The 25,798-nt window shown below is 70.2% G+C and carries 19 protein-coding genes and 1 pseudogene; 8 read left to right on the top strand and 12 right to left on the bottom strand.

Annotated features, from left to right (window positions below; all coding sequences use genetic code 11):
* Window positions 1–52: 52 nt before the first annotated feature.
* Window positions 53–1,792, bottom strand: coding sequence for a polysialyltransferase family glycosyltransferase (locus ACZ7IF_RS16285; protein ID WP_470971119.1), 1,740 nt, complete (start codon window positions 1,790–1,792; stop codon window positions 53–55).
* Window positions 1,789–2,763: a glycosyltransferase family 2 protein gene (locus ACZ7IF_RS16280; RefSeq protein ID WP_470971112.1), complete on the bottom strand. Its 975-nt coding sequence runs from the start codon at window positions 2,761–2,763 to the stop codon at window positions 1,789–1,791. The genes ACZ7IF_RS16285 and ACZ7IF_RS16280 overlap by 4 nt, the downstream gene beginning before the upstream one ends.
* Before the next feature lie 275 nt (window positions 2,764–3,038).
* Here ACZ7IF_RS16280 and ACZ7IF_RS16275 point away from each other — a divergent pair, with 275 nt between their 5' ends.
* Genes ACZ7IF_RS16275 through ACZ7IF_RS16260 form a run of 4 tightly spaced genes read left to right on the top strand, consistent with a single transcriptional unit; the run spans window position 3,039 to window position 7,097 of the window.
* The gene (locus ACZ7IF_RS16275) at window positions 3,039–4,316 is read left to right on the top strand and encodes a DUF6716 putative glycosyltransferase (protein ID WP_470971109.1); all 1,278 of its coding nucleotides are present in this window, start codon (window positions 3,039–3,041) and stop codon (window positions 4,314–4,316) included.
* Between the two features lie 37 nt (window positions 4,317–4,353).
* Complete coding sequence (locus tag ACZ7IF_RS16270; protein WP_470971102.1) at window positions 4,354–5,112, top strand: acylneuraminate cytidylyltransferase family protein; 759 nt, start codon at window positions 4,354–4,356, stop codon at window positions 5,110–5,112.
* A 6-nt stretch (window positions 5,113–5,118) separates the two neighbouring features.
* The gene (locus tag ACZ7IF_RS16265; RefSeq protein ID WP_470971097.1) at window positions 5,119–6,036 is read left to right on the top strand and encodes an N-acetylneuraminate synthase family protein; all 918 of its coding nucleotides are present in this window, start codon (window positions 5,119–5,121) and stop codon (window positions 6,034–6,036) included.
* Window positions 6,033–7,097: a hypothetical protein gene (locus tag ACZ7IF_RS16260; protein WP_470971094.1), complete on the top strand. Its 1,065-nt coding sequence runs from the start codon at window positions 6,033–6,035 to the stop codon at window positions 7,095–7,097. The genes ACZ7IF_RS16265 and ACZ7IF_RS16260 overlap by 4 nt, the downstream gene beginning before the upstream one ends.
* On the opposite strand, the gene ACZ7IF_RS16255 is transcribed toward ACZ7IF_RS16260, so the two are convergent.
* Entirely contained in the window at window positions 7,071–8,198 is a 1,128-nt protein-coding gene (locus tag ACZ7IF_RS16255) for a PLL family lectin (RefSeq protein ID WP_470971091.1), read from the bottom strand. The two genes, ACZ7IF_RS16260 and ACZ7IF_RS16255, sit on opposite strands and share 27 nt — an antisense overlap.
* A 156-nt stretch (window positions 8,199–8,354) precedes the next feature.
* Between ACZ7IF_RS16255 and ACZ7IF_RS16250 the strand changes: the two genes are divergently transcribed.
* Complete coding sequence (locus ACZ7IF_RS16250; RefSeq protein ID WP_470971087.1) at window positions 8,355–9,458, top strand: LCP family protein; 1,104 nt, start codon at window positions 8,355–8,357, stop codon at window positions 9,456–9,458.
* On the opposite strand, the gene ACZ7IF_RS16245 is transcribed toward ACZ7IF_RS16250, so the two are convergent.
* The 6 genes from ACZ7IF_RS16245 to ACZ7IF_RS16220 form a co-directional block, all read right to left on the bottom strand.
* Window positions 9,455–10,951, bottom strand: coding sequence for an amino acid permease (locus ACZ7IF_RS16245; RefSeq protein WP_470971080.1), 1,497 nt, complete (start codon window positions 10,949–10,951; stop codon window positions 9,455–9,457). The genes ACZ7IF_RS16250 and ACZ7IF_RS16245 overlap by 4 nt on opposite strands.
* 102 nt (window positions 10,952–11,053) lie before the next feature.
* Window positions 11,054–12,970, bottom strand: a complete 1,917-nt coding sequence (gene dxs, locus ACZ7IF_RS16240; protein WP_470971075.1) for a 1-deoxy-D-xylulose-5-phosphate synthase — start codon at window positions 12,968–12,970, stop codon at window positions 11,054–11,056.
* Between the two features lie 252 nt (window positions 12,971–13,222).
* A complete protein-coding gene (locus tag ACZ7IF_RS16235) occupies window positions 13,223–14,515 on the bottom strand; it encodes a sugar ABC transporter permease (RefSeq protein WP_470971069.1) in 1,293 nt (430 codons plus the stop codon).
* The gene (locus ACZ7IF_RS16230) at window positions 14,512–15,300 is read right to left on the bottom strand and encodes an ATP-binding cassette domain-containing protein (RefSeq protein ID WP_007267176.1); all 789 of its coding nucleotides are present in this window, start codon (window positions 15,298–15,300) and stop codon (window positions 14,512–14,514) included. Before ACZ7IF_RS16230 ends, ACZ7IF_RS16235 begins: the two co-directional genes overlap by 4 nt.
* Before the next feature lie 182 nt (window positions 15,301–15,482).
* Window positions 15,483–16,598, bottom strand: coding sequence for a sugar ABC transporter substrate-binding protein (locus tag ACZ7IF_RS16225; protein WP_470971063.1), 1,116 nt, complete (start codon window positions 16,596–16,598; stop codon window positions 15,483–15,485).
* Between the two features lie 117 nt (window positions 16,599–16,715).
* Window positions 16,716–17,930, bottom strand: coding sequence for an ROK family transcriptional regulator (locus tag ACZ7IF_RS16220; protein WP_401242047.1), 1,215 nt, complete (start codon window positions 17,928–17,930; stop codon window positions 16,716–16,718).
* 612 nt (window positions 17,931–18,542) lie between these two features.
* Here ACZ7IF_RS16220 and mgtA point away from each other — a divergent pair.
* From mgtA to ACZ7IF_RS16205, 3 genes and pseudogenes are all read left to right on the top strand, one after another.
* A complete protein-coding gene (gene mgtA / locus ACZ7IF_RS16215) occupies window positions 18,543–21,263 on the top strand; it encodes a magnesium-translocating P-type ATPase (RefSeq protein WP_470971052.1) in 2,721 nt (906 codons plus the stop codon).
* Window positions 21,264–21,269: 6 nt separating this feature from the next.
* A pseudogene (locus tag ACZ7IF_RS16210) lies at window positions 21,270–21,410 on the top strand (MgtC/SapB family protein); the annotation flags it as partial.
* A gap of 78 nt (window positions 21,411–21,488) precedes the next feature.
* A complete protein-coding gene (locus ACZ7IF_RS16205; protein ID WP_470971047.1) occupies window positions 21,489–22,364 on the top strand; it encodes a hypothetical protein in 876 nt (291 codons plus the stop codon).
* 17 nt (window positions 22,365–22,381) lie between these two features.
* Here ACZ7IF_RS16205 and ACZ7IF_RS16200 read toward each other — a convergent pair whose 3' ends face one another.
* From ACZ7IF_RS16200 to ngcE, 3 genes are read right to left on the bottom strand one after another with little or no spacing between them, the layout of a single operon-like run.
* Window positions 22,382–23,308 (bottom strand): carbohydrate ABC transporter permease, encoded by a 927-nt coding sequence (locus tag ACZ7IF_RS16200; protein ID WP_470971040.1) that lies wholly within the window; start codon window positions 23,306–23,308, stop codon window positions 22,382–22,384.
* 13 nt (window positions 23,309–23,321) lie between these two features.
* The gene (locus ACZ7IF_RS16195) at window positions 23,322–24,269 is read right to left on the bottom strand and encodes a carbohydrate ABC transporter permease (RefSeq protein WP_470971037.1); all 948 of its coding nucleotides are present in this window, start codon (window positions 24,267–24,269) and stop codon (window positions 23,322–23,324) included.
* Between the two features lie 37 nt (window positions 24,270–24,306).
* Entirely contained in the window at window positions 24,307–25,731 is a 1,425-nt protein-coding gene (gene ngcE, locus ACZ7IF_RS16190) for an N-acetylglucosamine/diacetylchitobiose ABC transporter substrate-binding protein (RefSeq protein WP_470971489.1), read from the bottom strand.
* Between the last annotated feature and the right edge of the window lie 67 nt (window positions 25,732–25,798).

Raw genomic sequence — 25,798 nt, 5'->3', positions numbered from 1 at the left:
TACCGAGAGGGGCCCGTCCGCACCTGGTGCGGGCGGGCCCTTCCGCGTACGCCTACCTGCGGCCGAGCCGGCCGGTCTTGACCAGGCGCTGGGCGGCCGGCGAGTCCGGGTTGATGCCGAGTGCCCGCTGACCCGCCCGCAGGCGCAGGTCGTCGCCGCGCTTGCCCAGCTTGGCGGCCGTCTCCGCGATCCGCAGCCACACCAGGGCGCGCCCGCTGTCGGCGGAGATCTCGGCGGCCCGCTCGATCCGCTGCCTGGCCTGGTCGGTCTCCTTGCGGCGGATGTGGGCCTGGGCCATGCCGATGAGCAGGTCGAGGTTCTCCTGTTCGGCGAGCAGCCGCGCGCCGACCTCCAGGACGCCCCGGTCGTCCTTGGCCTCGACGAGCGAGGCGAAGCCGCTCATCGAGACGTCGGTGACGGGCACCTCGTCCGGCTCGCGGCGCTCCCCGGTGCTGCGCAGGGTCCAGCCCAGGCCGCGCCGCCACTTCCAGGTGCGCGGGCCGGGCAGTTCCAGGCGGGTGCGGGTGCGCTCGTTGAAGTGCATGGACAGCTCGGGGCGGCCCTCCCACTGGTCGACGGCCGCGGCGATGTACGCCTCGGCCACCGGGCGCAGGAAGCCGAACCGCTTGGGCTGCATGCAGTAGCCGACGGCCTGGACGTACGGGGTGACCTCGGTCCGGATGTGTTCGGCGTCCAGGATCCGGTCGGCCGGGGCGGCCGTCGGCTCCTCCAGGTCGGGGACCAGGGCGTGGGTGAGGGTGGCGGGGATCCGGTTGCTGTTGGCGTACGGGCGCATGCGCCGGACGACCTCCAGGGCGCCGATCTGGGCGACGGGGATCCCGTACAGGGCGCGGGCGGTGAACAGGCCGGTGGAGAAGCAGCCGATCACCCGGCTGGGGCGCAGGTACTCGAAGACCGTCTCGGCGAGGACCGGGACGTCCAGCACGAGGAAGGGGACGCCGGCCTCGCGGGCCGCCCCGGCGAGGGCGTCGGAGAGGCTGGAGGGGGCGCTGGGGTGGGGTTTGAAGACGACGGAGGTGTGGCCGAGCCGCACCGCGTGCTCGAACATGCGCCGGTGCAGATCCTCTTCCTCCTCTTCGGTGAGGATGCCGAGGGGGGAGAGGTACTGGCCGAGGAGGAGTGCGGTCTGCGGGCCGCGCTCGGCGAGCTGCGGCGGGATCACCCGGTCGAGGATCGGGCGGCACTCCTCGGTGAGCTCCGCCATCAGTTTGAGGACGGCTCCGGTGTGCACGGGCTGTGAGGGGATCCCGTACTCGGTGAGGAGCATGGGCAGCAGGGTGGGGATGAGGTCGAGGTAGAGGACCTGGTCGATCCGGCCGTGGATGGGGCGGGGCAGGTCGTTGCGGGTGGGGCCGTAGCTCATGACGCCGTCGGCGTACACGGCGAGGGTGGCGTCGGAGAAGATCTTGCAGAGCGTCTGGGCGGGCTTGACCTGGATCGACTCGACGACGAGTTCCAGGGGTCCGGGCCGGATGGCCATCTTCTCCCCCATGACGGTGCGCCAGAGGGGGGCGTCCTCGTCGCGGGGTGCCCACAGCGCCGGGTGGAAGGGGTAGATGAGGTCGTTCCAGTAGACGACCCGGTGGAAGCGCGCGAGGACGGCGGCGGCGCCGGGCATGCGGTGCAGCGGGGTGGCGACTTCGGGGATGTCGACGTTGTTGCAGACGAGCAGGACGCGCTCGCGGTCGTCATGGCCGAGCTGCCCGGCGTCGATGGCGGCGGCCACCGTCATGGCGCCGTAGAGGGTGGAGGCTGCGAATATCCGGGTCATCGGGCGGCGGCGCCCTGGTGCTGCGACATGAGTTCCCTGAGCTTGGTCACGCGTGCGGAGTCCATTCCGGCCAGGGTTCCTTCGAGGATGTCCTGGGGGAGGTCGAAGAGGATCTGCGCGCTGCGTTCGCGCAGCAGCTCCCGGGTGAGTTCCTCGTACTGCTCCTCGCGGCCCAGATGAATGACGACGAGCGCGCACAGGGTCCGCATGGCCTTGAACGACAGTTCATATCCGCGCGGGTGGTGGGAGAGTTCGCCGAAAATCAATCGGAAGGCCGGAAGGAAGTCCAGCTGCCGTTCGTCGGGGACCTTGGTGAGGGAAGTGGACACGTCGCGGCGGTAGAAGATGCCGTGGAGGTCGACCACTCCGAAGGAGCGCATCCGCAGGTGCAGCTTGTAGAACCAGGGGCGGTCCTCGGCGGTGCGCAGGCTCTCGTCGAAGAACAGCGCGTCGGCCTCCCGCAGGCGCTCCCGGTCGTAGATGCCCGCCCAGGACTGCGGGTAGTCCATGAAGGTGGAGGCGTCGACGGGGCCGATGTAATCGGCGGGATCCAGCGGGAGGGCCCTCGGCGCGAGCGGCGCCATGACGATCTTCCGCTTCCTCCCGTAGACGCGGACATGGCCGGTGCGCAGGAAATCCACGCCGGACTGGCTCATCCAGCCGACGAGTTGCGCGAGATATCCGGGTGCGTACCAGTCGTCGCCGTCGAGGAAGGTGAAGAACCGGCCGCGGGCGGCGGCGAGGCCGATGTTGCGGGTGGCCGATATCCCCAGGTTCCGCTCGTTGCGGATCAGCACGGCGCCGGGAATTCCCGGCACCATCTCCCGCAGGATCTCTGACGTGCCGTCAACGGAGGCGTCGTCCACGACGATGAACTCGAAGTCCTCCCGGGCATTGAGCGCCAAGGACTTGAGCGCCGTCCGACAGAACTCCCGGACGTCACACATCGCGACGATTACCGAAAGGGTCACCACCGGAAGCACTCACCTTCTCCCCATTGCCCACACACATCCGCCGAAGCCCCGCGGACGGACCGGACATCATGATAGAAGCGCCCGGAGAGGCACCCGGATCCTCCGGGTGTGACGTACAACTCCCCGGGCCGTCGAAGCCTTTCCGTGACACATAAGGCTCAGGTGAGCATGTAGGGTCTATGGGGCCCGGCGGCAGTCCCGCCCCTCGCCCGCGCCGGCCGCGGGTACGCCGACGGCAGTTGGGCTCCGCCGACCGACCCGGGAATCACCAAGTGCGCATCCACGTGCTCGCAGACTCCGACACCCGCTGGAAATGGGGCGCGGGGCTGGCGGTGGGCCTGGCACCGGGCAGCAAGGTGCACGCCCACATGCTGCGCGGCCGCAGTACTCCGACGGCGCGCCAGCTGGCGGAGGTCGGCATCACCCCCGCCTCGATCACCGAGGCCACGCTCGCCGATTTCGCGGCGGCGCCGGAACTCGACGGAGCGGATCTGATCATCCTGGGAACGGTCGGCGGCGCCACCCACGCGGCCCTGCACGCGCTCGCCCACCGGTTCGCCGGGGCGCCGCGGCGGCCGGTCCTGATGACGGGATACGTGGGCGTCGTCTACGAGAAGATGGCCGACGGGCTCCTGCTGCGGGCCGGCGCGGACATCGTCCTCGCCAACAGTCCTTTCGACCGGCGCCGTTTCACCGAGGTGTACGGGCCCCTCGGAATTCCCGTTTCCTGCATAGTCCAGACGGCGCTCCCCTTCCTCGACCAAAGGCCTTACGACCCGAACCGCACGTACGCCACCCACCCCTATACGGTGTGCTTCGCCGTCCAGCCGTCGGTGCCCGCCGACCGGAACGGCCGCCTTTACATGCTGCGCCGCGCGATATCCCATGCGCGGCTGCGTCCGGGGCGCGACGTACTCGTCAAACTCCGCAGCAAGCCCGGTGAGGCGACCACCCATGTGGAGGCCTTCCACTACCAGGTGCTCGCGGAACAGCTGGAAGAGCCGCTGCCGCCCAATCTGCATTTCGTCTACGGAAACATGTCGGACACCCTCGACCGCACCGACCTGCTGGTGACGGTCAGTTCCACGGCCGCGCTCGAATCGATGCACCGGGGAATGCCCACCGCGATCCTCAGCGATCTCGGAGTCCGGGAAGTCCACGGAAACCACTATTTCACCGGTTCCGGCTGCGTCACCGACTGGACCGCGATAGACGACGGCGACGCCCCGCTCGCGGACGAATCCTGGACGGCCGACCAGGGAATCCGCGCGGTGGATCCGTACGGGGAACTGCGTCACCGGATCGACCAGTTGCGCGGTGCCGCGCTGCCGCCGATATCCCCGTACTACACGGCCGACAGCGCCCCCGAATACGTGGGTACGCTGCTGCGCCGCCGGGGGCTGAACCCGGACGGCTCCCCCGGCGCGGCCGCCGCCGCCCGCCGCCCGAGCGGCCCCATGCGGCGCACCTCCCGCCGCGTGCTGAAGGTCGCCTACCAGTTCGGGGTCCAGCGCGTGGCCCCGAAGATCCAGCAGTGGGGCGGCGTGTGACCGCCCCCGTCGTCCCGGCACCCCAGGGGGAAGCCTCGTGAACGTCACCGCCGTCATACCCGCCCGGGGCGGCTCCAAGGGCATCCCCGGCAAGAACACCGCCGAGGTCGGCGGGGTCCCGCTGGTCGCCCGCGCGGTCCTCGCCTGCCTGGGCGCCGCCCACGTGACGCGGGTCGTGGTCTCCACCGACGACGCGGCCATCGCCCGCGCCGCCCGCGGGGCCGGCGCCGAGGTCGTCGACCGCCCGGCCGAGCTGGGCTCCGACCGGGCATCGAGCGAGTCCGCGCTGCTGCACGCGCTGGACGTGCTGGAGGAACGTCACCGCGAGCCCGTGGACGTACTCGTCTTCGTCCAGTGCACCAGCCCCTTCACCACCCCGGAGGAGGTCGAGGAGACCGTCCTGGCCGTGGTCCGCGACGGCGCCGACTCCGCCTTCACCGCCGTGCCCTTCCACGGCTTCCTCTGGGGCACCGGGCCCGCCGGGGCAGAGCCCGGCCACCACGCGCACGGGGTCAACCACGACAGCTCCGTACGCCTGCGCCGCCAGGACCGCACCCCCGAGTACCTGGAGTCGGGCGCCGTCTACGCCATGCGCGCCGACGGCTTCCGCCGGCACGGCCACCGCTTCTTCGGCCGGACCCAGCTCGTCCCCACGGCCCCCGAGCGGGCCATCGAGATCGACGAGCCCGGCGACCTCGACCGGGCCCGGTCCCTGGCCCCCCTCCTCGACCCCCAGCAGACCCCGGCGGCCCCGCCGTCGCCGGACCCCTCGCAGTACCCCGGAAAGGAACTCTGAACAGTGGTGCACAGCAGCCGAATCCGCCGTATCGGGAACAAGGAGGTCGGCCCCGGCCGGCCCACCTATGTGATCGGCGAGATCGGGATCAACCACAACGGTGAGCTCGCCAACGCCCTCGCGCTGATCGACGCGGCCGCCGACGCCGGCTGCGACGCCGTCAAGTTCCAGAAGCGCACCCCCGAGATATGCACCCCGCGCGACCAGTGGGACATCGAGCGGGACACCCCCTGGGGCCGGATGACGTACATCGACTACCGCCACCGCGTGGAGTTCGGCGAGGACGAGTACCGGGCCATCGGCGAGCACTGCGCGAAGCGCGGCATCGACTGGTTCGCGTCCCCGTGGGACACCGAGGCGGTGACCTTCCTTGAGAAGTTCGACGTGCCCGCCCACAAGGTGGCCTCCGCCTCCCTGACCGACGACGAGCTGCTGCTCGCCCTGCGCGCCACCGGCAAGACGGTCATCCTGTCCACCGGGATGTCCACCCCGCAGCAGATCCGGCACGCCGTGGAGGTGCTGGGCAGCGCGAACGTCGTCCTGCTGCACGCCACCTCGACGTACCCGGCCAAGGCCGAGGAGCTCAACCTGCGCGTCATCAACACGCTCCGGGAGGAGTACCCCAACGTCCCGATCGGCTACTCCGGCCACGAGACCGGCCTGCAGACGACCGTGGCAGCCGTCGCCCTCGGCGCGTGCGCCGTGGAGCGGCACATCACCCTGGACCGCGCCATGTGGGGCTCCGACCAGGCCGCCTCCGTCGAGCCGGGCGGCCTCGCCCGCCTGGTCCGCGACATCCGCACCATCGAGACCGCCCTCGGCGACGGCGTCAAGCGCGTCTACGCCTCCGAAATCGGCCCCATGAAGAAGCTCCGCCGCGTCCAGGGCACCCTCCCCGCCGAGGGCGTGACGGCCTCGGCATGAGCGACACCCTCGCCCTGGTGGAGAGCCCGGCTCAACTACTGAACGTGCTGGAGTGGGCGTACGTCCACCCGGGCGAGGCAGCGTCCCTCACCATCGCCGTCCTCCAGCCGGTGGACCCGCGTTCGCGCGCCCAGGTCCGCCGGCTGTGCCGGTTCGCCTCCCAGTCCAAGGTGGTCTGGCGGCGCTACGAGGTCCGCGCGGGCTATCTGGGGCGGGCCGGGGAGCTGGTCCGCCTCGGCCGTGCGGTCGCGGCCGCCCGGCGCCTGGTGATCGGGGACCTGTTCTCCCGTACGATCCAGCTGCTGCTGCCCCGCTCCAAGGCCCGCGAGGTGGTCGTCGTGGACGACGGCACCGCCACCACCGAGCTGGTCAGCCTGCTGACGTACGGCGGGCAGCTGACCCGCTGGCACCAGGGCGAGCTCAAGCCCTCCGCCAAGGGCGGCCCGGTCAACCGCTGGCTGGCCCGGGAGGACCTGGAGCGCGCCGTCTTCTTCACCTGCATGCCGGTCGCCGCGCCGCCCGGCACCGAGGTACGGCCCAACGACTACGCCTGGAGCCGGGCCGCCTTCGGTCCGGTGCGGGTGCGGCCCGGGGCCGATCTGGCGGGCAGCTCCCTGGTGGAGACCGGGGTCGTCGACGAGGACCGGTACATCGACGCGGTCGGCTGGATAGCCCGCCACCGGGCGGCCGGCCGGTACTTCGCGCACCGCCGGGAGAGCGGGCCCAAGCTGGAGCGGATCGCCGGGCTCACCGGCATGGAGATCGTCCACCCCGAGCTGCCGCTCGAACTGACCGCGCTCACCGAGCCCATCGGCCAGTCCCTGCTGACCTTCGCGTCCACCATCGCCTACACCCTGCCCATCGTGCTGGGCGGCTCGCCCGTGCGGGTGGAGCTGTGCGACATCGACGACGCCTGGATCACCCCGGACACCGCCGAGCGGTCGGTGGACTTCCTGCGGCGGATATCGGCGCTGGCGGTGGACCGGCACAACCTGACGAGGATCCCGCCGCAGGGGCGGCGGCGCCCCGAGCCGTCAGAGGCGCTGCCAGCGGCCCAGTGACAGACCGGAGTTGTCCTTCTGCCGGCTGACCAGCAGTTCGCCCCGGGCGCTGACACAGGCGATGACGACCAGGCCCCGGGCGTCGACGGCGAGCGCCGGGGAACCAACGCACTCCTCGCCGATCTCGGTCCACCAGAGCCCCGCCGCCTCGTGTTCCGTGGGGTACGCCGCGAGGGCGGTGCGCCCGTTCACGCCCCGGTGGGCCAGCACCGTGCAGTCGTAGCCGTCGACCAGCGCGCGGACGGCCGCGACCGCGCCGACCGCCGGTCCGCCGCCGAGCGCCAGCACCCCGGCGCCCTCGCGGCAGGCGAACACCCCGCTCCCGTCGGCCGCGTGCCAGAAGTGGGTGACGCGGCCCGGGGCCGTCTCCAGTGTGCGCACCGAGCCGTCCTGGACGGGGTACGGGATGTCCTCGGCCCGCTCCATGGGGCCGCCGGGCGTGCTCTGGGTCCAGCGGGAGAGCCCCTTCTCGCCGGGCGCGGCCAGCCAGACCCGGCCCTCGGCGGCCGAGTCGGCGCCGATGCCCTCGAAGGCCTTGCTGCCCCTCAGGTCCTCCCAGGCGTGCCAGTTGCCCTTGCTGTCCTGGCGCCTGACGTGGACGCCGCGGCCCGCGTTGCGGACGAAGACGTGGGGCGATCCCTGGGCGTCCACCGCCAGGGCGGGCGGTCCGCCGCGGTGCGACGTCCCGGGCCGCTGGTAGAGGGTGCCGAGGGATTCCCAGGGGCCCATCGGGCGGCCGCTCTGGTACTGCACCGCGTGGTGGTAGGTGACCGTCTCGGCGTCCCCGGTCCTGGTGCGGCGCCGGCCCGCGAAGTGGGCGTACCCGTCCGGGCCCTGGCCCACCGCGAGGTCGGTCAGCCCGTCGGCGGGGAGGAGGTCGGGGCCGCTCCACCCGGGGCCGCCGGGGGCGCTCTCGGTCCAGCGGAGCAGACCGCCCCCGGCATGCGCGTAGGCGGTGAGCCGGCCGTCCTTGCCGGCGAGGAGCCAACGGCCCGTCAGGGGGCCCGGCGTCACGGTGTTCCGGTCGCCCGTGGGGGACCCGACGGCTCCGGAGGGCTGCTCGGGGGATCTGTTCGAACCGCGCCGGGATCGCGTCGCCATGAAACCGCAGCAACCCTTCCGCTTCGCCGTTCGAACAGAATCAGGATACCCCGGGGCTCCCGGGCGGCCCCCTGCGTCTATGTTGTAGGCCGCGAGATCCCCTCGAGATCCCCACCGGATCTCCCGCCACCCGTTCGGAAGGACCGGTTCCCGGGCATGACTTCAGACTCCACCCCCACCACGAAGCCGCCCCGTTCGCGAGCCTCCCGGATCCGGCGGGGGCTCGCCTGGACGGCGGCCGTGGTGGTCCTCGGCGCGGCGGGGTCCGGCTGGTGGGTCTACGGCCACCTCAGCGGGAACATCGACAGCGTGGACCTCGACCAGGCCATCGGCGCGGACAACCGGCCGCCGAAGGTGGCCGGGAACGCGCAGAACGTCCTGGTGCTCGGCTCCGACTCCCGGGCCGGGGCCAACGGCGAGCTCGACCACGGCGACGTCAGCGGGGCCCGCTCCGACACCGCGATGCTGGTGCACATACCCGAGGGCCGGGCCAGGGCCACCGCGGTGAGCATCCCGCGCGACACCCTGATCACCCGGCCCGAGTGCAAGGACGAGGACGGCAGGACCGTCCCCGGGGCCGGCCGGGTCATGTTCAACTCCGTCTACTCGCTGGCCGGTCCGGCCTGCGTGGTCAAGACGGTGGAGCAGCTGTCCGGGATCCGCGTGGACCACTTCGTGGAGGTGGACTTCGCCGGCTTCAAGGGCCTCGTCGACGCCCTCGGCGGGGTCACCGTCACCCTCGACAAGCCGATGACCGGCGCGAAGGGCGGCCTCAGACTGGACGCGGGGACGCACCGCCTCAACGGCACCGACTCGCTGAAGTTCGTACGGACCCGCTACGGCTACGGGGACAGCAGCGACCTCGGACGCATAGGGCTCCAGCAGCAGTTCATGCTCGCGATGCTGTCCGAGATCAAGAAGCAGGACGCCCTCGGCAATCCGGCGCGGCTCTACAAGCTCGCCGACGCCGGCACCAAGTCGCTGACCACCGACTCCGATCTGGCCTCGCTCACCGCGCTGTCCGACTTCGCGCGGAGCATGCAGGGCGTGGACCCGTCCACCATGGAGACCATCATGCTGCCGGTGGCCTACGACAAGGTGGACCCGAACCGGGTCGTGGTCGCACAGGAGCGGGCCTCCCAGCTGTGGGAGGCCCTGCGCAACGACCAGAAGGTCCCCGCCTCGGCGAAGGACTCCCCCGCCAAGGGCGGCGGCCCGGGCGCCAAGTCCCGGGCGCCCGGGCCGTCCCCGTCGTCCTAGTACTCCGCGTCCTGGCCGACCTGCGCCAGCCGGCTCTTCCGCTTGCCGTACAGGAAGTAGACGACGAAGCCGACCACCATCCAGATCCCGAAGCGCAGCCAGGTCTCGGCCGGCAGGTTGAGCATCAGCCACAGCGAGGCCGCCATCGACAGGATCGGGACCACCGGCACCCACGGGGTGCGGAAGGACCGGTGCAGGTCGGGGCGGGTCCTGCGCAGGATGATCACGCCGAGCGCCACGATGACGAAGGCGAACAGGGTGCCGATGTTGACCAGTTCCGCGAGCTTCGCCAGGCTGGTGAACCCCGCGATGACCGCGATGACCCCGCCGAGGAGCAGGGTGGCCCGGTACGGGGTGCGGTACTTGGGGTGGGTGACCGAGAAGACGCGCGGCAGCAGTCCGTCACGGCTCATCGCGAAGAACACCCGGGTCTGGCCCAGCAGCAGGATCATGCTGACCGTGATCAGGCCGACGGCCGCCCCGAGGCTGATGGCACCGGAGAAGAACGGCTGGTTCACCGACTTGAAGGCCTCGGCGAGCGGCGCGGTCGGCGACATCTCCGCGTAGTACTGCATGCCGGTGACCACGATGGTCACGGCGACGTAGAGGAGCGTGCAGATGAGCAGAGAACCGAGGATGCCGCGCGGCATGTCCCGTTGCGGGTTCTTGGTCTCCTCGGCCGCGGTGGCCACGACGTCGAAGCCGATGAAGGCGAAGAAGACCAGGGAGGCCGCGGTGAAGATGCCCATGACGCCGAAGTTGGTGGGCTCGAACCCGAACAGCAGCTGGACCAGTGGTGCCGTCCAGCCGCTGCCGCTCGGCTGCGGCTGCGCCGGGGGGATGAACGGCGAGTAGTTGTCGGCCTTGATGAAGAACAGGCCCGCGATGATGACCAGCAGCACCACGGTGACCTTGATGGCCACGACGACCGCGGTGATGCGCGCCGACAGCTTCGTCCCGACGACGAGGATCGCGGTCAGGGCGAGGACCAGCAGGAAGGCCATCAGGTCGAAACTGCCGCCCGCGTCGGGCCCGGACAGCGCGACGGGCATGTCCCAGCCGAGGTTCGTGTGCATGAGGTGGCGTACGTACCCGGACCAGCCGACCGCCACGACGGCCGTGCCGAGCGCGAATTCGAGCACCAGGTCCCAGCCGATGATCCAGGCCGGCAGCTCGCCGATCGAGGCGTACGCGAAGGTGTACGCCGATCCGGCCACCGGGACGGTGGACGCGAACTCGGCGTAGCAGAGGGCCGCGAGGGCGCAGACGACGCCCGACACCACGAAGGAGAGCGCGGTGGCGGGGCCGGCGTTGTTCCGGGCCGCGATGCCCGTGAGGACGAAGATGCCGGTACCGATGATGACGCCGACACCGAAGACGGTCAGGTCCCAGGCGGAGAGCGATTTGCGGAGCGCGTGCTCCGGTTCCTCCGTGTCACGGATGGACTGTTCCACCGTCTTGGTGCGGAACGGGCTGTTCTGATCCGTGCTCACCGACGCACCTCCCAAGAAGTACGCGAACGGGCCGGGAGGCCCACCCTTCAAGGGTGATCTCCCGGCCCGTGACGTGCAACCGCGCGATCCGGCCTGTTCCGGCTAGTCGACGGCGGCGGCCCGCTCGCTCTCGAAGCGGCCGTCCAGCTTGGCGACCAGACCGGTGACCTGGCGGGCGATGTCCGGGGCGGTCAGGCCGATCTCGGCCATGATCTCCTTGCGCTGCGCGTGGTCGAGGAAGCGCTGCGGGATGCCGAAGTCGCGCAGCGGTACGTCGACGCCCGCGTCGCGCAGTGCCTGGGACACGGCGGCGCCCACACCGCCGGTGCGGCCGTTGTCCTCGACGGTGACGACGACCCGGTGCCGGTCGGCGAGCGGGGCCATGGCCTCGTCCACGGGCTTGACCCAGCGGGGGTCGACCACGGTGCAGGAGATGCCCTGCTTGTCGAGCAGGTCGGCGATCTCCAGGCACATCGGGGCGAGCGCGCCGACGGAGACGAGGAGTACGTCCGGACGGGTGACCTCGGGGGCCGGGGTGCGCAGGACGTCCATGCCGCCGATCCGGCCGACGGCCGGGACGGCCGGGCCGACGACGCCCTTGGAGTAGCGCACGACGGTCGGGGCGTCCTTGACCTCGACGGCCTCGCGCAGCTGGGCGCGCAGCTGCTCGGCGTCGCGCGGGGCCGCCAGGCGCAGTCCGGGGACGACCTGGAGGATGGACATGTCCCACATGCCGTTGTGGGAGGCGCCGTCGTCGCCGGTGACCCCGGCCCGGTCGAGCACGAAGGTGACCCCGCACTTGTGCAGGGCCACGTCCATGAGGACCTGGTCGAAGGCACGGTTGAGGAACGTGGCGTAGACCGCGAAGACGGGGTGGACGCCGCCCGTGGCGAGGCCGGCGGCCGAGGTGGCGCCGTGCTGCTCGGCGATGCCGACGTCGTAGATGCGGTCCGGGAAGGCCTCGGCGAACTTGTTCAGGCCGACCGGGTGGAGCATGGCGGCGGTGATGCCGACGATGTCCTCGCGCTCGTGGCCGAGCTTGACCATCTCGTCGGCGAAGACGGAGGTCCAGCTGGCGGCGGCGGTCTTGACCGGGAGGCCGGTGTCGGGGTGGATCACGCCGACCGCGTGGAAGCGGTCCGCCTCGTGCTCCAGGGCCGGGGTGTAGCCGCGGCCCTTCTGGGTGAGGCAGTGCACGATGACCGGGCCGCTGAAGCGCTTGGCGCGCTGGAGCGCGGACTCCAGGGCCTCGATGTCGTGGCCGTCGATGGGGCCGATGTACTTCAGGCCCAGGTCCTCGAACATGCCCTGGGGGGCGATGAAGTCCTTGAGGCCCTTCTTGGCGCCGTGCAGGGTCTCGAAGAGCGGCTTCCCGACGACGGGGGTGCGCTCCAGGATCTCCTTGCCGCGGGCCAGGAAGCGCTCGTAGCCGTCCGTGGTGCGCAGGGTGGCCAGGTGGTTCGCGAGGCCGCCGATGGTGGGGCCGTACGAGCGCTCGTTGTCGTTGACGACGATGACGAGCGGGCGGTCCTTGGCGGCGGCGATGTTGTTCAGCGCCTCCCAGGCCATGCCGCCGGTCAGCGCGCCGTCGCCGATGACGGCGGCGACGTGGTGGTCCTCGCGGCCGAGCACCTCGTTGGCCTTGGCGAGGCCGTCGGCCCAGCCCAGCACCGTGGAGGCGTGCGAGTTCTCGATCACGTCGTGGTCGGACTCGGCGCGCGAGGGATAGCCGGACAGGCCGCCCTTGGCGCGCAGGTCCGAGAAGTCCTGGCGGCCGGTGAGCAGCTTGTGGACGTAGGCCTGGTGGCCGGTGTCGAAGAGGACCTTGTCCTTGGGCGATTCGAAGACCCGGTGCAGGGCGATCGTCAGTTCGACCACGCCGAGGTTGGGGCCGAGGTGCCCGCCGGTCTTGGAGACGGCGTCGACGAGGAAGGACCTGATCTCTGCCGCGAGCTGATTGAGCTCCTCCTGGCTGAGCCGGTCCAGATCGCGCGGTCCCTTGATGCGGGTCAGCAGCACCCGTGCCTCCTTGCAGTTGCTTGCTGGTCTGTCGAGTCTAATGTTCCGCTCGCGAGGGCGGTCATCGGGCCGTACCTGGCGGGTCACACCTTTGTCATACCTGTACACCTCGTCGCGAAATCACACGTCCCAAACGGGCGTATACCTGCACACCCGTACGCACACGTGTACGCACAGGTGCCCGGCGCCACGCGGAGTGGCACCGGGCACTGTGACGGGTCTTACCGGCTGGGATCGGCCCAGGTCGCGCGGTCAGGCGCGGCCGGCCGACTTCTGGGTCTTGCGGGTCACCGAGTCGATGACCACCGTGGCCAGCAGTACGGCACCGGTGATCATGTACTGGATCGGAGTCGCGATCCCCTCCAGGGCCAGACCGTACTGGATGCTGGTGATGACCATCACACCGAGGAGGGCGTTCCAGGTCCGGCCGCGGCCGCCGAAGAGGCTGGTGCCGCCGATGACGGCCGCCGCGATCACGTTCATCAGCAGGTCGCCGGCGCCGGCGCTCTGGTTGGCCGCCGCGATCTTGGAGGCCCAGAAGAGGCCGCCGACGGCCGCGAAGGTGCCCGCGATCGCGAAGACCGCGATGCGGATCCCGTTGACGTTGATGCCCGCGCGGCGGGAGGCCTCGACGCTGCCGCCGAGGGCGAAGACGTTGCGGCCGAAGGTCGTGCGGCGCAGGACGAAGTCCGTGCCCACCAGTGCCACGACGAAGATCACCAGCGCCAGCGGCAGGCCCTTGTACTGGTTGAACACGACGGCGGGGCCGAAGGTGAAGACCGCCAGCAGGCCGGTGCGCAGCAGGATCTCGCTCAGCGGCCGCGAGGGGACCCCGGCGGCCTCCCGGCGGCGGTTGTCGAGGAAGGTGGCGAGGAAGTACGCCACCGTGGCGACCGCCGCGAGGCCGTAGCCGGCGGCCACGTCCGAGAAGTAGTACGTGGTGAGCTGCCCGACCACGCCCTCGGAGTCGAGGTTGATGGTGCCGTTGCTGCCCAGGATCTGGAGCATCGCGCCGGACCAGAACAGCAGGCCGGACAGGGTGACGGCGAAGGCGGGGGCGCCGATCTTGGCGAAGAAGAAGCCGTGGACCGCGCCGATCAGGGCCCCGCCGCCGACGGCGGCGAGGATCGCGACCCACTCGTTGACGCCGTGGGTGACGGCGAGGACGGCGACGATCGCGCCCGAGACGCCGCTGACCGAGCCGACCGAGAGGTCGATCTCGCCGAGCAGCAGGACGAAGATGATGCCGACGGCCATCATGCCGGTGGCGACCATCGTGATCGCGATGTTGGAGAGGTTCTCCGGGGAGAGGAAGTTCGAGTTCAGCCCCTGGAAGATGCTCCAGATGATGATCAGGCCGAGGACGACCGGGATCGAGCCCAGGTCGCCGGCCTTCATCTTGCGGCCGAACTCGCTCAGGTAGCCGGACAGCCCCTGCTCGCGCACGAGCAGGCGGGGGTCCACCACCGGAATGGCGTCCGCCGGGGCGGCCGGGTTGGCCAGCTTGGCCACCTCTTCCGCCGCGGTGTGGTGTTCGGTGCTCACTTGCGGGCCTCCCCGGTGCGGGCCGCCCGGCGGGTCACGGCGTTGTCCGTGGCCCCGGTGATGGCGGAGATGATCTCTTCCTGCGAGGTGTCGGCGACGTTGAAGACACCGTTGTTGCGGCCCAGCCGCAGCACCGCCACCTTGTCGGCGACGGCCTTCACATCGGCCATGTTGTGGCTGATGAGGATGACGGCGTGACCGCGCTCGCGCAGCCGCTCCACGAGGTCGAGCACCTGTGCGGTCTGCTCGACGCCGAGGGCCGCGGTGGGCTCGTCGAGGATGACGAGCTTGGGCTCGCCCAGCATCGAGCGGGCGATCGCCACGGTCTGGCGCTGGCCGCCGGAGAGCGAGGCGATGGGGATCCGGACACTGGGGATCCGGATGGACAGGGTGGTCAGGAGCTCGCGGGCGCGGCGCTCCATCTCCACCTCGTCGAGGACGCCGAAGCGCTTGAGCTCGCGCCCGAGGAAGAGGTTGCCGACGACGTCGATGTTGTCGCACAGCGCGAGGTCCTGGTAGACGGTCGCGATGCCGAGGTTCTGGGCGTCGTGGGGCTTGCCGATGGAGACCGGGCGGCCCTCCCACTCGATGACTCCGTCATCGATGGGGTGCACGCCGGCGATCGTCTTGACCAGCGTGGACTTGCCGGCGCCGTTGTCGCCGACCAGGGCGACCACCTCACCGGAGTGGATCTCGAGTTCTACGTCGGTCAGGGCCTGGACGGCGCCGAACCGCTTCGAGACCCCTCGCAACGCCAGCACGGGCGCAGCGGACACATGAACCATCTCCTTCGCCGCCTGACCGGCGGGGATGTCGTGCAAAAGAGCAGGAGCGGGGCGGATGGGATACGACAAGCGAAAGGTGAATCGTTTCTGCCCGGCGCCCCGCGGTTGGCGGGGTATGAGGGGCGGGGCGCCGGGCAGGGCAGGGGGGTCGCCGGGCCGCGGGGGCGGCAGCGTCGACGGCCTTACTTGAGGCCGATGGTGGCGCAGGCGGTCGCGAACTTGTCGGTGCAGATCTCGTCGACCGTGTAGACGCCGTCCTTGACGACGGTGTCCTTGATGTTGCTCTTGGTGAGCGAGACGACCGGGATCAGCACGGACGGAACGCCCTTGGAGGTCGGGCTGTCGACCTTGTTGTTGATGATCCCGTCGATCTTCTCGCCCTTGGCGAGGGCGACGGCCATCTCGGCGGCGGCCGCGGCCTCGGGGGCGTACGGCTTGTAGACGCTCATGAACTGCTCGCCCGCCACGATCCGCTGCACACCGGCGAGTTCGGCGTCCTGGCCGGTGACCGGGGGCAGGGGGGACAGGCCGGCCGCCTTGAGGGCGGTGATGATGCCGCCGGCCATGCCGTCGTTGGCGGAGTAGACGCCGATCACCTTGTCCTTGCCGAGCGCGGTCAGCGCGCCCGCCATGTTGGTGTTGGCGTTCTCCGGCTTCCACTCCTTGGTGTCGTACTCCTTGCCGATGGTCACCTTGCCGTCGAGGACGGAGTGGGCGCCCTTCTTGAACAGCGCGGCGTTCGGGTCGGTGACGGAGCCGTTCATCATGACGATCTGGCCGTCCTTGGCCTTGTCGCCCAGGGCCTCCAGCAGGGCCTTGCCCTGCACCTTGCCGACCTCTTCGTTGTCGAAGGAGGTGTAGGCGTCGATCGGGCCCTCCGCCAGGCGGTCGTAGGCGACGACCGGGATGCCGGCGTCCTTGGCCTTCTTGACCGAGCCGGCGATGGCCTTGGCGTCGACCGCGTCGACGATCAGGACGTTCACCTTGTTGGTGATCATCGTGTCGACCTGCGAGTTCTGCGTGGTCGCGTCCTGCTTGGCGTTGGCGTAGACCACCTCGGCCTTGCCGCCGGTGAGATCGGCGACCTTCTTCTCGATCAGCGGCTTGTCGAACTTCTCGTAGCGCGCGGTCTGGTTCTCGGGCAGGAGCAGACCGACCTTGATGGCGTCACCGGTGGCGGCGGAGCCGGAGGGCTTCTTCTCGCCACCGGCTTCCTTGGCGCTGCCACATGCGGCCAGCGAAACGGCCATGGCGCCGGCGGCGACGGCAACGGCGGCTCTACGCATACGCGTGTTCATTCGTTGAACCTCCCTGACGAGGCCGCAACGCTGCGGCCGAGGTGGACGTGAGTCAACCCCGGCCGCCGTTTGCCGTCAAGGAGTGAATCCTTAACGAGATGACAACGGTGCCATCCGTTATCTACCTGAAGGCATGGCGGCGGGGACTCGCACCCCAATGCCATTTTCCGCCAAAAGCGTCGAATCGCCCATCTCGCTGAGTACGAGGGCCAGTGCGCCCAGTACTTCCGCGCGGCCGCCCAACGACCCCGTGAGGACCGACAGCTGGCGGGCCGCGCTGGGGATCGCGTACCGCCCCACGGACTCGCGGATCGGCGCCAGCACCAGCTCGCCGGCCTCCGCCAGCGAGCCGCCGAGCACGATCCGGCTCGGGTTCAGGAGGTTGCAGAGGCTGGCCACGCCGCTGCCGATGTGACGGCCCACGTCGGTGATGACCCGGCGGCACCCGGGGTCCCCGCCCCGGGCCAGCTCGACCACCTTCTCCATCGTCAGTTCCGGTCCGTGCGTGCCCTGGAGCAGCGGCAGCACGTAGCGCGCGGCGGCGAAGGTCTCCAGGCAGCCGCGGTTGCCGCAGCGGCAGACGGGGCCCGATTCGTCCAGGGTGATGTGCCCGATCTCCCCCGCCGTGCCGCCGGGTCCCCGGTAGATCTGGCCGTTGATCACCAGGCCCGCGCCCACACCGCTCGCGACCTTGATGTACGCCAGGTCGCGGACCCCCCGGCCGCTGCCCCAGACCAGCTCCCCCAGCGCGCCGAGGTTCGCGTCGTTGTCCACGTAGACGGGTACGCCCAGGCGCTGCGAGAGCTCCTGGCGCGGGTTGATCCCGGCCCAGCCCGGCAGGATCGCGGTCGAGCCCAGGGTGCCGGACTCCACGTCGATCGGGCCCGGGACGCCGAGCCCCACGCCGATGACCTTGTCGCGGGCCACCCCGATGCCCTGGACCAGCCGTCCGACCAGGGCTTCCGCCCGGTCGAAGCCGTCCACCCAGGAGGCGTCGACGTCCAGCGGCTCGGCCTCCTCGGCGAGCACCTGGTGCGCCAGGTTGCCCACGGCCACCCGCAGGTGGGTGTGGCCGAAGTCGACTCCGATCACGATGCCCGCGTCCCCGCTGAGCGAGACGCTGCGGGCCCGGCGGCCGCCGGCCGAGGTGTCGGTGACCTCGACGGTCCCGCTCTCCTTCAGTTCACGGACGATGTTGGAGACCGTGGCCGCCGACAGTCCGGTGGTGCGGGCGATCTCCGCCTGGGTCAGCGAACCGGCGAGGCGCACGGCCCGCACGACTCTCTCCAGGTTCGCGCGATGCAGCGAGGACTGCGATCCGGGAGTCTGCACGACTCATCCACTCCTGCCCATTAGCGACGGCCATCCGTCGCCCCCCGGCCGGTGTCGCGGCTATGCGCTCCGAGACCCCGGCGTCTCTCCAACTTGTGAACCTTAAGTCGAGCCTTTGCCCACTCCGCCGTCAAGAGCCTGAGACAGAGCGAACCGGACAGATGGCCCGAAAGTATGAACAAGGGCCACCTAGATCGTGCTACGGTCGCTGAGGCGCCGGTCCTCTGCGGCCTTTCCGGCCGGACCGCGCGCCGTGCCATGACAGCGCTACGCGAGGAGGTGTTCGGGATGAGTCCCGATCGAAGTCCTCGCCGCGCCTGCTCCGGCTGACCCGCCGACCGTCCGGGCCACTGCCCCGCTGATCGGCTGACCTTTCCGCGTACGCCCACGGCGACGGCCCCGCGCCGTTTCCGTGCCGCGCCCGCTCCGGTCTTCCCGCGGGACCCCGTTCCCCCTTTCCTTTCGCATGCCCTGACTCTCCTGTCAGGCATACGTCATCCATGTCCGCGGCGCACCCCGTGGCGTCCTGTGCCATCCCGCGCCGCACATCGATCACTCCACGTCACCGCGCGGCTCCGCGCTGCCCGGACGCCGTGGAGGGAGGTATTCGTCATGACCATGCTCACCCCTCGTACCCCGGCGAAGCTCGCGCCGCCGGGCCGCGGCCGCCGCGAGCGCAAGGCCGCCGAGCTCGAAGCCGCCACCCGCCTCGCCGGCGAGCGCCTGGCCGCGATCAGCGCCCGCCCGGCCGTGCGGGTCCTCCAGGACGCCGACACCTCCCGGAGCGGCCTCACCCACGCCGAGGCGGCCCTGCGGCTGGAGCGGCACGGCGCCAACGCCGTCGCCCAGGAGCGCACCCCGCTGTGGATCACGCAGCTCGCGAAGGCCTTCTGCAACCCCTTCATCGGCGTCCTGGTCTTCCTGGCCGCCGTCATGTTCTGGCAGGACCCCGCGGATCCCGGGGTCGTCATCCTCTCCGTGATGGTGGCGGTCAGCGGGCTGCTGCGGTTCTGGCAGGAGTACCGCTCGGGCCGGGCCGCCGACGCCCTGAAGAAGCTCGTCACCACCACGTGCGCGGTGCAGCGCCGGGCCGGCAGCGGATCGGTGCCCACCACCTTCGAGGTGCCGATGGACCGGGTGGTCCCGGGCGACCTGGTCAAACTCGCCGCCGGCGACCTGATCCCGGCCGACCTGCGGCTGATCACCTCCAAGGACCTGATGGTCGGCCAGGCGGCGCTGTCCGGCGAGTCGTTGCCGGTCGCCAAGGCCGACACCCGCGCCGAGGACCTCGGCCAGGACGCGACCACCGACCCGGTGGAGGCCGACAACCTCTGCCTGATGGGCACCTCGGTGACCTCCGGCACCGCCACCGGCGTGGTCGTCGCCACCGGAGCCGACACCTACTTCGGCTCCATGGCCGGCACCCTGGTGGGCGAGCGCCCGCAGACCAACTTCGACACCGGCGTGCGCAAGGTCAGCTTCCTGCTGATCCGCTTCATGCTGGTGATGGTCCCCGTCGTCTTCATGGTCAACGGCCTCACCAAGGGCGACTGGAACGAAGCCTTCCTGTTCGGTGTCGCCGTCGCGGTGGGCCTGACCCCCGAGATGCTGCCGATGGTCGTCTCCGCCAACCTGGCGCGCGGCGCGGTCGCCATGTCCAGGCGCAAGGTCGTCGTCAAGCGGCTGAACGCGATCCAGAACCTGGGCGCGATGGACGTGCTCTGCACGGACAAGACCGGCACCCTCACCGAGGACCGGATCGTCCTGGACCGCTACCTGGACGTGCACGGCGCCGAGGACGGCGAGGTGCTGGAGTACGGGTACCTCAACGCCCACTTCCAGACCGGCCTGAAGAACCTGATGGACCAGGCGGTCATCGACCGCGTCAACGAGGCCGAGGAGGTTGTCGTCGACGCACGGTTCTCGATGGTCGACGAGATCCCCTTCGACTTCGCCCGGCGCCGGATGTCCGTGGTCCTCAACCGCAACAGCATGGCCGGGGCCGCCGGCCGGCCTGAGCACGTCATGATCACCAAGGGCGCGGTCGAAGAGGTCCTGGCCCTCTGCACGCACATGACCGACCGCGGCGAGAGGGTCGGGCTGACCGGCGAACTGCGCCTGCGCGCCGCCCGGATCGCCGAGCGGAACAACCGGCAGGGCCTGCGCGTCCTGGCGGTGGCCACCCGCACCGTCGCCGACCCGCGCGACACCTACACCGTCGCGGACGAGGACGGGCTGACCCTGGTCGGCTTCCTCGCCTTCCTCGACCCGCCGAAGGCCTCCGCGGCCGCCGCCCTGCGGGGCCTGGCGGACAAGGGCATCGCGGTGAAGGTGGTCACCGGCGACAACGAGCTCGTCGCGGCCCGGGTCTGCGCCGACGTCGGCATCGAGGTGGGCCACGTGGTCTCGGGCTCCGAGGTGGACGCCCTCGACGACACCGCGCTGCGCGCGCTGGCCGCCCGTACGACGGTCTTCGCCAAGGCCAACCCGGTCCAGAAGGCCCGGATCGTCAGGGCCCTCCAGGCCGAGGGGCACACCGTCGGCTTCCTCGGCGACGGGATCAACGACGCGGCCGCCCTGCGCGACGCCGACGTCGGCATCTCGGTGGACACCGCCGTCGACATCGCCAAGGAGTCGGCGGACATCATCCTGCTGGAGAAGGACCTGACCGTCCTGGAACAGGGCGTGGTCCAGGGCCGGACCACCTTCGGCAACACGATCAAGTACATCAAGATGACGGCCTCGTCGAACTTCGGCAACGTCTTCTCGGTACTGGTGGCGAGCGCGTTCATCCCCTTCCAGCCGATGCTCGCGATCATGCTGCTGGTGCAGAACCTGGTCTACGACATCGCCCAGCTGGCCACGCCCTGGGACCGGATGGACGAGGAGTACCTGCGCAAGCCCCGCAACTGGGACGCCAAGGGCATCTTTCGCTTCATGGTCACCATCGGCCCCATCAGCTCGATCTTCGACATCGCGATGTTCGTGATCATGTGGCACGTCTTCGCGGCCGACACGGCGGCCGAGCAGTCGCTCTTCCAGTCCGGCTGGTTCGTCGAGGGCCTGCTCTCGCAGACCCTGATCGTCCACATGATCCGCACCCGCAAGATCCCCTTCATCCGGTCCCGCGCCTCCTGGCCGGTGATGGCGATGACCGTCCTCGCGGTGCTGACCGGGCTCTGGCTGCCCTTCTCCCCGCTGGCCCCCTCGCTGGGCTTCGTCGCCCTGCCCGCGGGCTACTTCCCCTGGCTGATCGGCGTACTGCTCGCGTACTGCACGCTCACCCAGCTCGTGAAGACCTGGTACATCCGCCGTTTCGGCGCCTGGCTCTAGGGGGTGGACGGCCGACGACCCTCGCGGGTCGCCGCCCAGATCGTCTCGGGGATCGGCTTCCTCGGCGCCGGGGTGATCACGCGGGACGGGCCGAGCGTCCGGGGCCTGGACACGGCCGCCACCCCGTGGTGCCCGGCGGCCGTGGGCGGTCGTGCCCGCGTAATGAATTGAACACGTTCAGCCCGGCTGGCAGTATGGATCCGGGACGTCACCGGGGGGGCGAGCATGCGTCAGAAACGGTCGTACGGACGGGTCCTGCTGATATCCGTACTGGTGGGATACCTGGAGGTGGCGCTCACCGTCGTGGTCGTACTGCTGTACGTCCGGACGCAGCCGCCGCCGGACGTGCCGCCCGACTACGGCCGGATCGCAGCGGCCCTCTTCTCCCTCGCGGGCATCGTCGGCGTCATCGGGCTCCTGCTGTCACTGCTCTTCGTCCTGCCGGCGGTCGCGCTGTCCGACCTGCTCGGCCGCCGGCTCGGCGAGCGTGCGGCGTGGTGCTGCGTGCCGCTGCTGGTGGCCGCCCTGCTGGCGCCTCCCGTCTGGGCCTTCGCGGTGTACAACGACGCGCAGACCCGGCCCACGCTGCTCTTCTGGGCCGCGGCCACGGCCTCGCTGTCGGCGGGCGCGCTGGCCGCCCGGCCCCGGGGTGCGGGACTGACGCGCCGGGTGGCGCTGTGGGGCGGGGCGCTGGTGGTGGGGACGGGCCTGTCCGGCGCGCTCGCGCTGGCCGCCGGAGTGCTGCCCGCGTACGAGCCGCCGGTGATCGGCCCGCGGACCCTGGCCGGCACCTGGACCGATCACACCACCGGCACGCTGACCTTCACCCCGGACGGCCGGGTCACGGCCTCCGGCGTCGGCGTGCACACCCCCGGAGACCCCCCGAGCGGCGCCTCACGGCGCTGCTCGGGCTCCGGCACCTGGTCGTACGAGCCCGGCCGGGACCCCTGGTCCCAGCGGGTCCGCGTGGACGTACCGGGGTGTCACTGGCCGGCGTGGGGCGTCGGCGGCACCGGGCGGCGGCCCAGGATCCACCAGGACATCGGCCACCCCGGTTCCGGGGAGCTGTACCAGCTGCGGAAGTCCTCCGGCGGCCCCTGACGCCGGTGCCGGACCGGCTACTTCAGCGTGGCCGAGGTGAGGCCCGCCTGGATCTGTCGCTGGAAGGACAGGTAGACCACCAGCATCGGGATCATCGCGATGGTCACACCGGCGAACAGCACCGGCAGGTCCGTCTCGTAGCCCATCTGGTACTGGAGCTGGATCAGGCCCTGGGTGAGCATGTAGCGCTCGGGGTCGGATCCGCTCTGCGGCTGCATCAGCACCGAGGGCAGGATGTACTGGTTCCACTGGCCCAGGACATTGAATATCCCCACGCTGATCAGGCCGGGCTTGGCCATCGGCAGCATCACCTGGAAGAAGATCCGGGTGTCGGAGGCCCCGTCGATCACCGCCGCCTCGTGCACCGCCGTCGGCAGGGTACGGAAGAAGGAGTGCATGAAGAAGACGGTGAAGGGCAGCGAGTACGCGACGTAGACCAGGATCAGCCCCTGGTAGGTGTTGAGCATGTCCAGGCGCTTGACCATGAAGAACAGCGGTACCAGCGCCAGGAAGACGGGGAACATCGCCCCGCTGACGAAGAAGTAGTAGATGATCCGGTTCCCCCGGAAGGGGTAGCGGGCCAGCACGTACGCGGCCATCGAGCCGAGCAGCATCGTCAGCGGGACCGAGAAGGCCAGCACGATCAGGGTGTGGCCGAAGTAGCCGCCGATGCCCTTGTCCCAGGCGCGGCCGAAGGCGTCGAGGTGCCAGTTGGAGGGCCAGCTGAGGGCCGAGGAGCCGATCTGGGTGTCGGTCTTGAAGGACCCGAGCACCAGCCACACGAGCGGCAGGACGATCAGTACCGCCCAGACGGCGAGGAAGCCGTGCGAGAAGACGTTGAGCACCATGCCGTCGGAGCGGCCGCCGCCGTCGCGGGCGCCGGCCCCGCCGCCTCCGGAACGCTCGGCGGAGGGCTCGCCCGGTGCCTTGATCACTGTGGTCATCGTGGTCTCCCGCTCAGAACTCGATGCGCTCGCGGCGGGTGGCGCGCAGCGTGACGATGGAGAGGATCATGGTCAGGACGAGCATGACCACGCCCATGGCGCAGGCGTAGCCGCTCTTGCCGAAGTACAGGAAGTTGCGCATCAGCACCGTGGCCATGACCTCGCTGTGGTGGTCGGGTCCGCCGCCGAACTGGCCCGAGGTCATGGTCGACACCAGGACGAACATGTCCATCGCGGCGATGCCCAGGTAGACCGCGGAGGTCTGCACAGAGTCCCACAGCAGGGGCAGCGTGACCCTGAAGAAGGTCTGGGCGCGCCCGGCCCCGTCGAGCAGCGCGGCCTCGTAGATGTCCCTGGGCACGGACTGCATGGCGGCCGAGAAGAGTACGAGGTAGAAGCCGACCCCGTGCCAGACCACCACGAGGAGCAGGCACCACAGCACGAGGTCGGGGTCGTTGAGCCATTCGACGGGGTGGGCCGGGTCGACGAGGCCGGCCCAGGCGAGGAATCCGTTCAGCAGGCCGCCCTCGTCGCTGCGGTACACCGCTCCGAAGAGCACCGCGAGGATGGCGAGGGAGAGGACCTGGGGGAAGAAGTAGACGATCTTGTAGAAGGCCGATCCGCGTACGCCCCGCACCCCGCCGGCCCCGCTGCGCCCTCCCGCGTTCACCATGAAGGCGAAGAAGAGGGCGAGCAGGATGGTGATCACCGGGACGAACACCAGGAGCAGCAGGTTGTGCCAGAGGGCGCCGCGGAAGACCTCGTCGTCCATCAGGGCGGAGTAGTTCTCCAGGCCGACGAAGTCGAACGTCGGCGACTGGCCCGACCAGTTGGTGAAGGAGTAGCCGAACGTCTGAACGTAGGGCCAGATGACGAAGGTCAGGTACAGCGCGAGCGGCAGGACGAGGAAGCCGGCGATGAAGCCGGTGGTCCTTCCCCTGCGCCGGGCTACTTGGCTCATGGTGTCCGTCCCTGATGACGCTGCCGGTGGACGTGGGTCAGCTGCGGTGGTTGTTCTTGGCGTTGGGGTCCTTGGCAGCCTTGTCTACCGCAGCCTGGGCCCGCTTGATCCACTCCTTTGGCTGAATCCGCTGGGCCATCAGCTCATTGGACGCGTTCTGGATGTCGGAGTCCATCTCGCTGTACCAGTCGGGGTAGAGGTAGTTGAAGGTGTCGGCTCCGGCGGCCTTGACCGCGGCGACCGCGGACTGCGTGCCCGGCCGGAGTTTGACGCCCGGGTCGACGCCGTCCTTGACGACGGTGAGGGAGTTGGCCTGCTGGGCGAAGAGCGTCGACCATTCGCGGGAGAGCATGGAGCGCAGGAACTCCAGGCCGCCGGCCTTGTTGGCGGCCTTCTCGGGGACGACGAAGGCCTCGTTGGCGCCGGCCCGGATGGCGGTGAAGGGCAGCTTGCTGTCGGCGAGCACGGGTACCGGCAGGAACTTCATGTCGAAGTCGTCCGGGGTCTGCTTGAGCTGCTCGTTCTCCAGCCAGGAGCCGGAGGGGATGAAGGCGGCCTTGTACTGGTTCCAGGCGGTCTGGGACTCGGTGTGGGTCAGGCCGTTGGTGCCGGGCATGAGGTAGCCCTTCTCGACCACCTCGTAGACCGCCTCGACGGCGGCCAGGGCGGCGGGGTTTCCCTCGAAGGCGTTCGGGGCGAGGTTGTCGATGGCCTTCATGGCCTCCAGACCGCCCTTCTTGGCGATCAGGTCCATGATGACGACGTTGATGTAGTAGGGGTACTTCCCCTGGTGGGCCAGGCCGCCGATGCCGGCCTCCTTGGCCTTGGCGCAGACGGCCAGGAACTCGTCCCAGGTCTTCGGCTCGGTCCAGCCCTTCTCCTTGAAGAGCTTGCCGGAGTACCAGAGGCCGAAGACGGTGTAGACGTAGTTCAGGGCGACGAACTTGCCGCCCTGGGACCCCTGTTCGACCGTGCCGGGGATCAGGGTGTCGCGGACCTTCTTGCCCGGGTCGTCGAGCGAGGGGGAGTCGAGGAGCGCGGTCAGGTCGGCGAGCTGGCCGCCCTTGGCCAGGACGTCGATCTTGATCATCTGGGCGCCGGAGTCGTTGAGGACGTCCGGCGGGTTGCCGGCGTTGAACCGGGGCTGGAGCTTGGCCGCGATCTCCTGGGTGGCCAGGTGGGAGCTGGTGGTGCCCCACTTCTTGTCGAACGCGGCCTCCCAGGCCTTCGCGTAGTCGTCGCCGAAACCACCCTTGAAGATGACCACGTCGAGCTTCCCGCCCTTGGCGAGGCCGAAGGGGTTCTCCTTGGAAACGACCCCCTTGCCGGGGCCCTTCGTGGTGTCCTCACCGCCGGAGGCGCAGGCGGACAAGAAGCTCATCGTCGGCACGCTGATCAGTCCGAGCGCTGCGGAACGCTTGATCAGATCACGGCGGCCGAGGCCCTCACCGGTGGATCCCATGCTCATGTCCTCGCCTTCGTCAGATGTGTGAAGGAGGCCGGAAAACGCGGCAGTTACCGTGCAGGCG

The sequence above is a fragment of the Streptomyces sp. NPDC037421 genome, assembly GCF_055602105.1.
Note: the sequence above shows the minus strand (reverse complement) of the source record. Positions and strands in the feature narration are given on the sequence as shown.

Excerpts from the sequence above, each read along its gene's own strand:
- ACZ7IF_RS16285 (WP_470971119.1), bottom strand. The coding sequence starts at position 1,792 with ATGACCCGGATATTCGCAGCCTCCACCCTCTACGGCGCCATGACGGTG.
- ACZ7IF_RS16260 (WP_470971094.1), top strand. The coding sequence starts at position 6,033 with ATGAGCGACACCCTCGCCCTGGTGGAGAGCCCGGCTCAACTACTGAAC.
- ACZ7IF_RS16255 (WP_470971091.1), bottom strand. The coding sequence starts at position 8,198 with ATGGCGACGCGATCCCGGCGCGGTTCGAACAGATCCCCCGAGCAGCCC.
- ACZ7IF_RS16250 (WP_470971087.1), top strand. The coding sequence starts at position 8,355 with ATGACTTCAGACTCCACCCCCACCACGAAGCCGCCCCGTTCGCGAGCC.
- ACZ7IF_RS16230 (WP_007267176.1), bottom strand. The coding sequence starts at position 15,300 with ATGGTTCATGTGTCCGCTGCGCCCGTGCTGGCGTTGCGAGGGGTCTCG.
- ACZ7IF_RS16225 (WP_470971063.1), bottom strand. The coding sequence starts at position 16,598 with ATGAACACGCGTATGCGTAGAGCCGCCGTTGCCGTCGCCGCCGGCGCC.
- mgtA (WP_470971052.1), top strand. The coding sequence starts at position 18,543 with ATGACCATGCTCACCCCTCGTACCCCGGCGAAGCTCGCGCCGCCGGGC.
- ACZ7IF_RS16205 (WP_470971047.1), top strand. The coding sequence starts at position 21,489 with ATGCGTCAGAAACGGTCGTACGGACGGGTCCTGCTGATATCCGTACTG.
- ACZ7IF_RS16200 (WP_470971040.1), bottom strand. The coding sequence starts at position 23,308 with ATGACCACAGTGATCAAGGCACCGGGCGAGCCCTCCGCCGAGCGTTCC.
- ACZ7IF_RS16195 (WP_470971037.1), bottom strand. The coding sequence starts at position 24,269 with ATGAGCCAAGTAGCCCGGCGCAGGGGAAGGACCACCGGCTTCATCGCC.
- ngcE (WP_470971489.1), bottom strand. The coding sequence starts at position 25,731 with ATGGGATCCACCGGTGAGGGCCTCGGCCGCCGTGATCTGATCAAGCGT.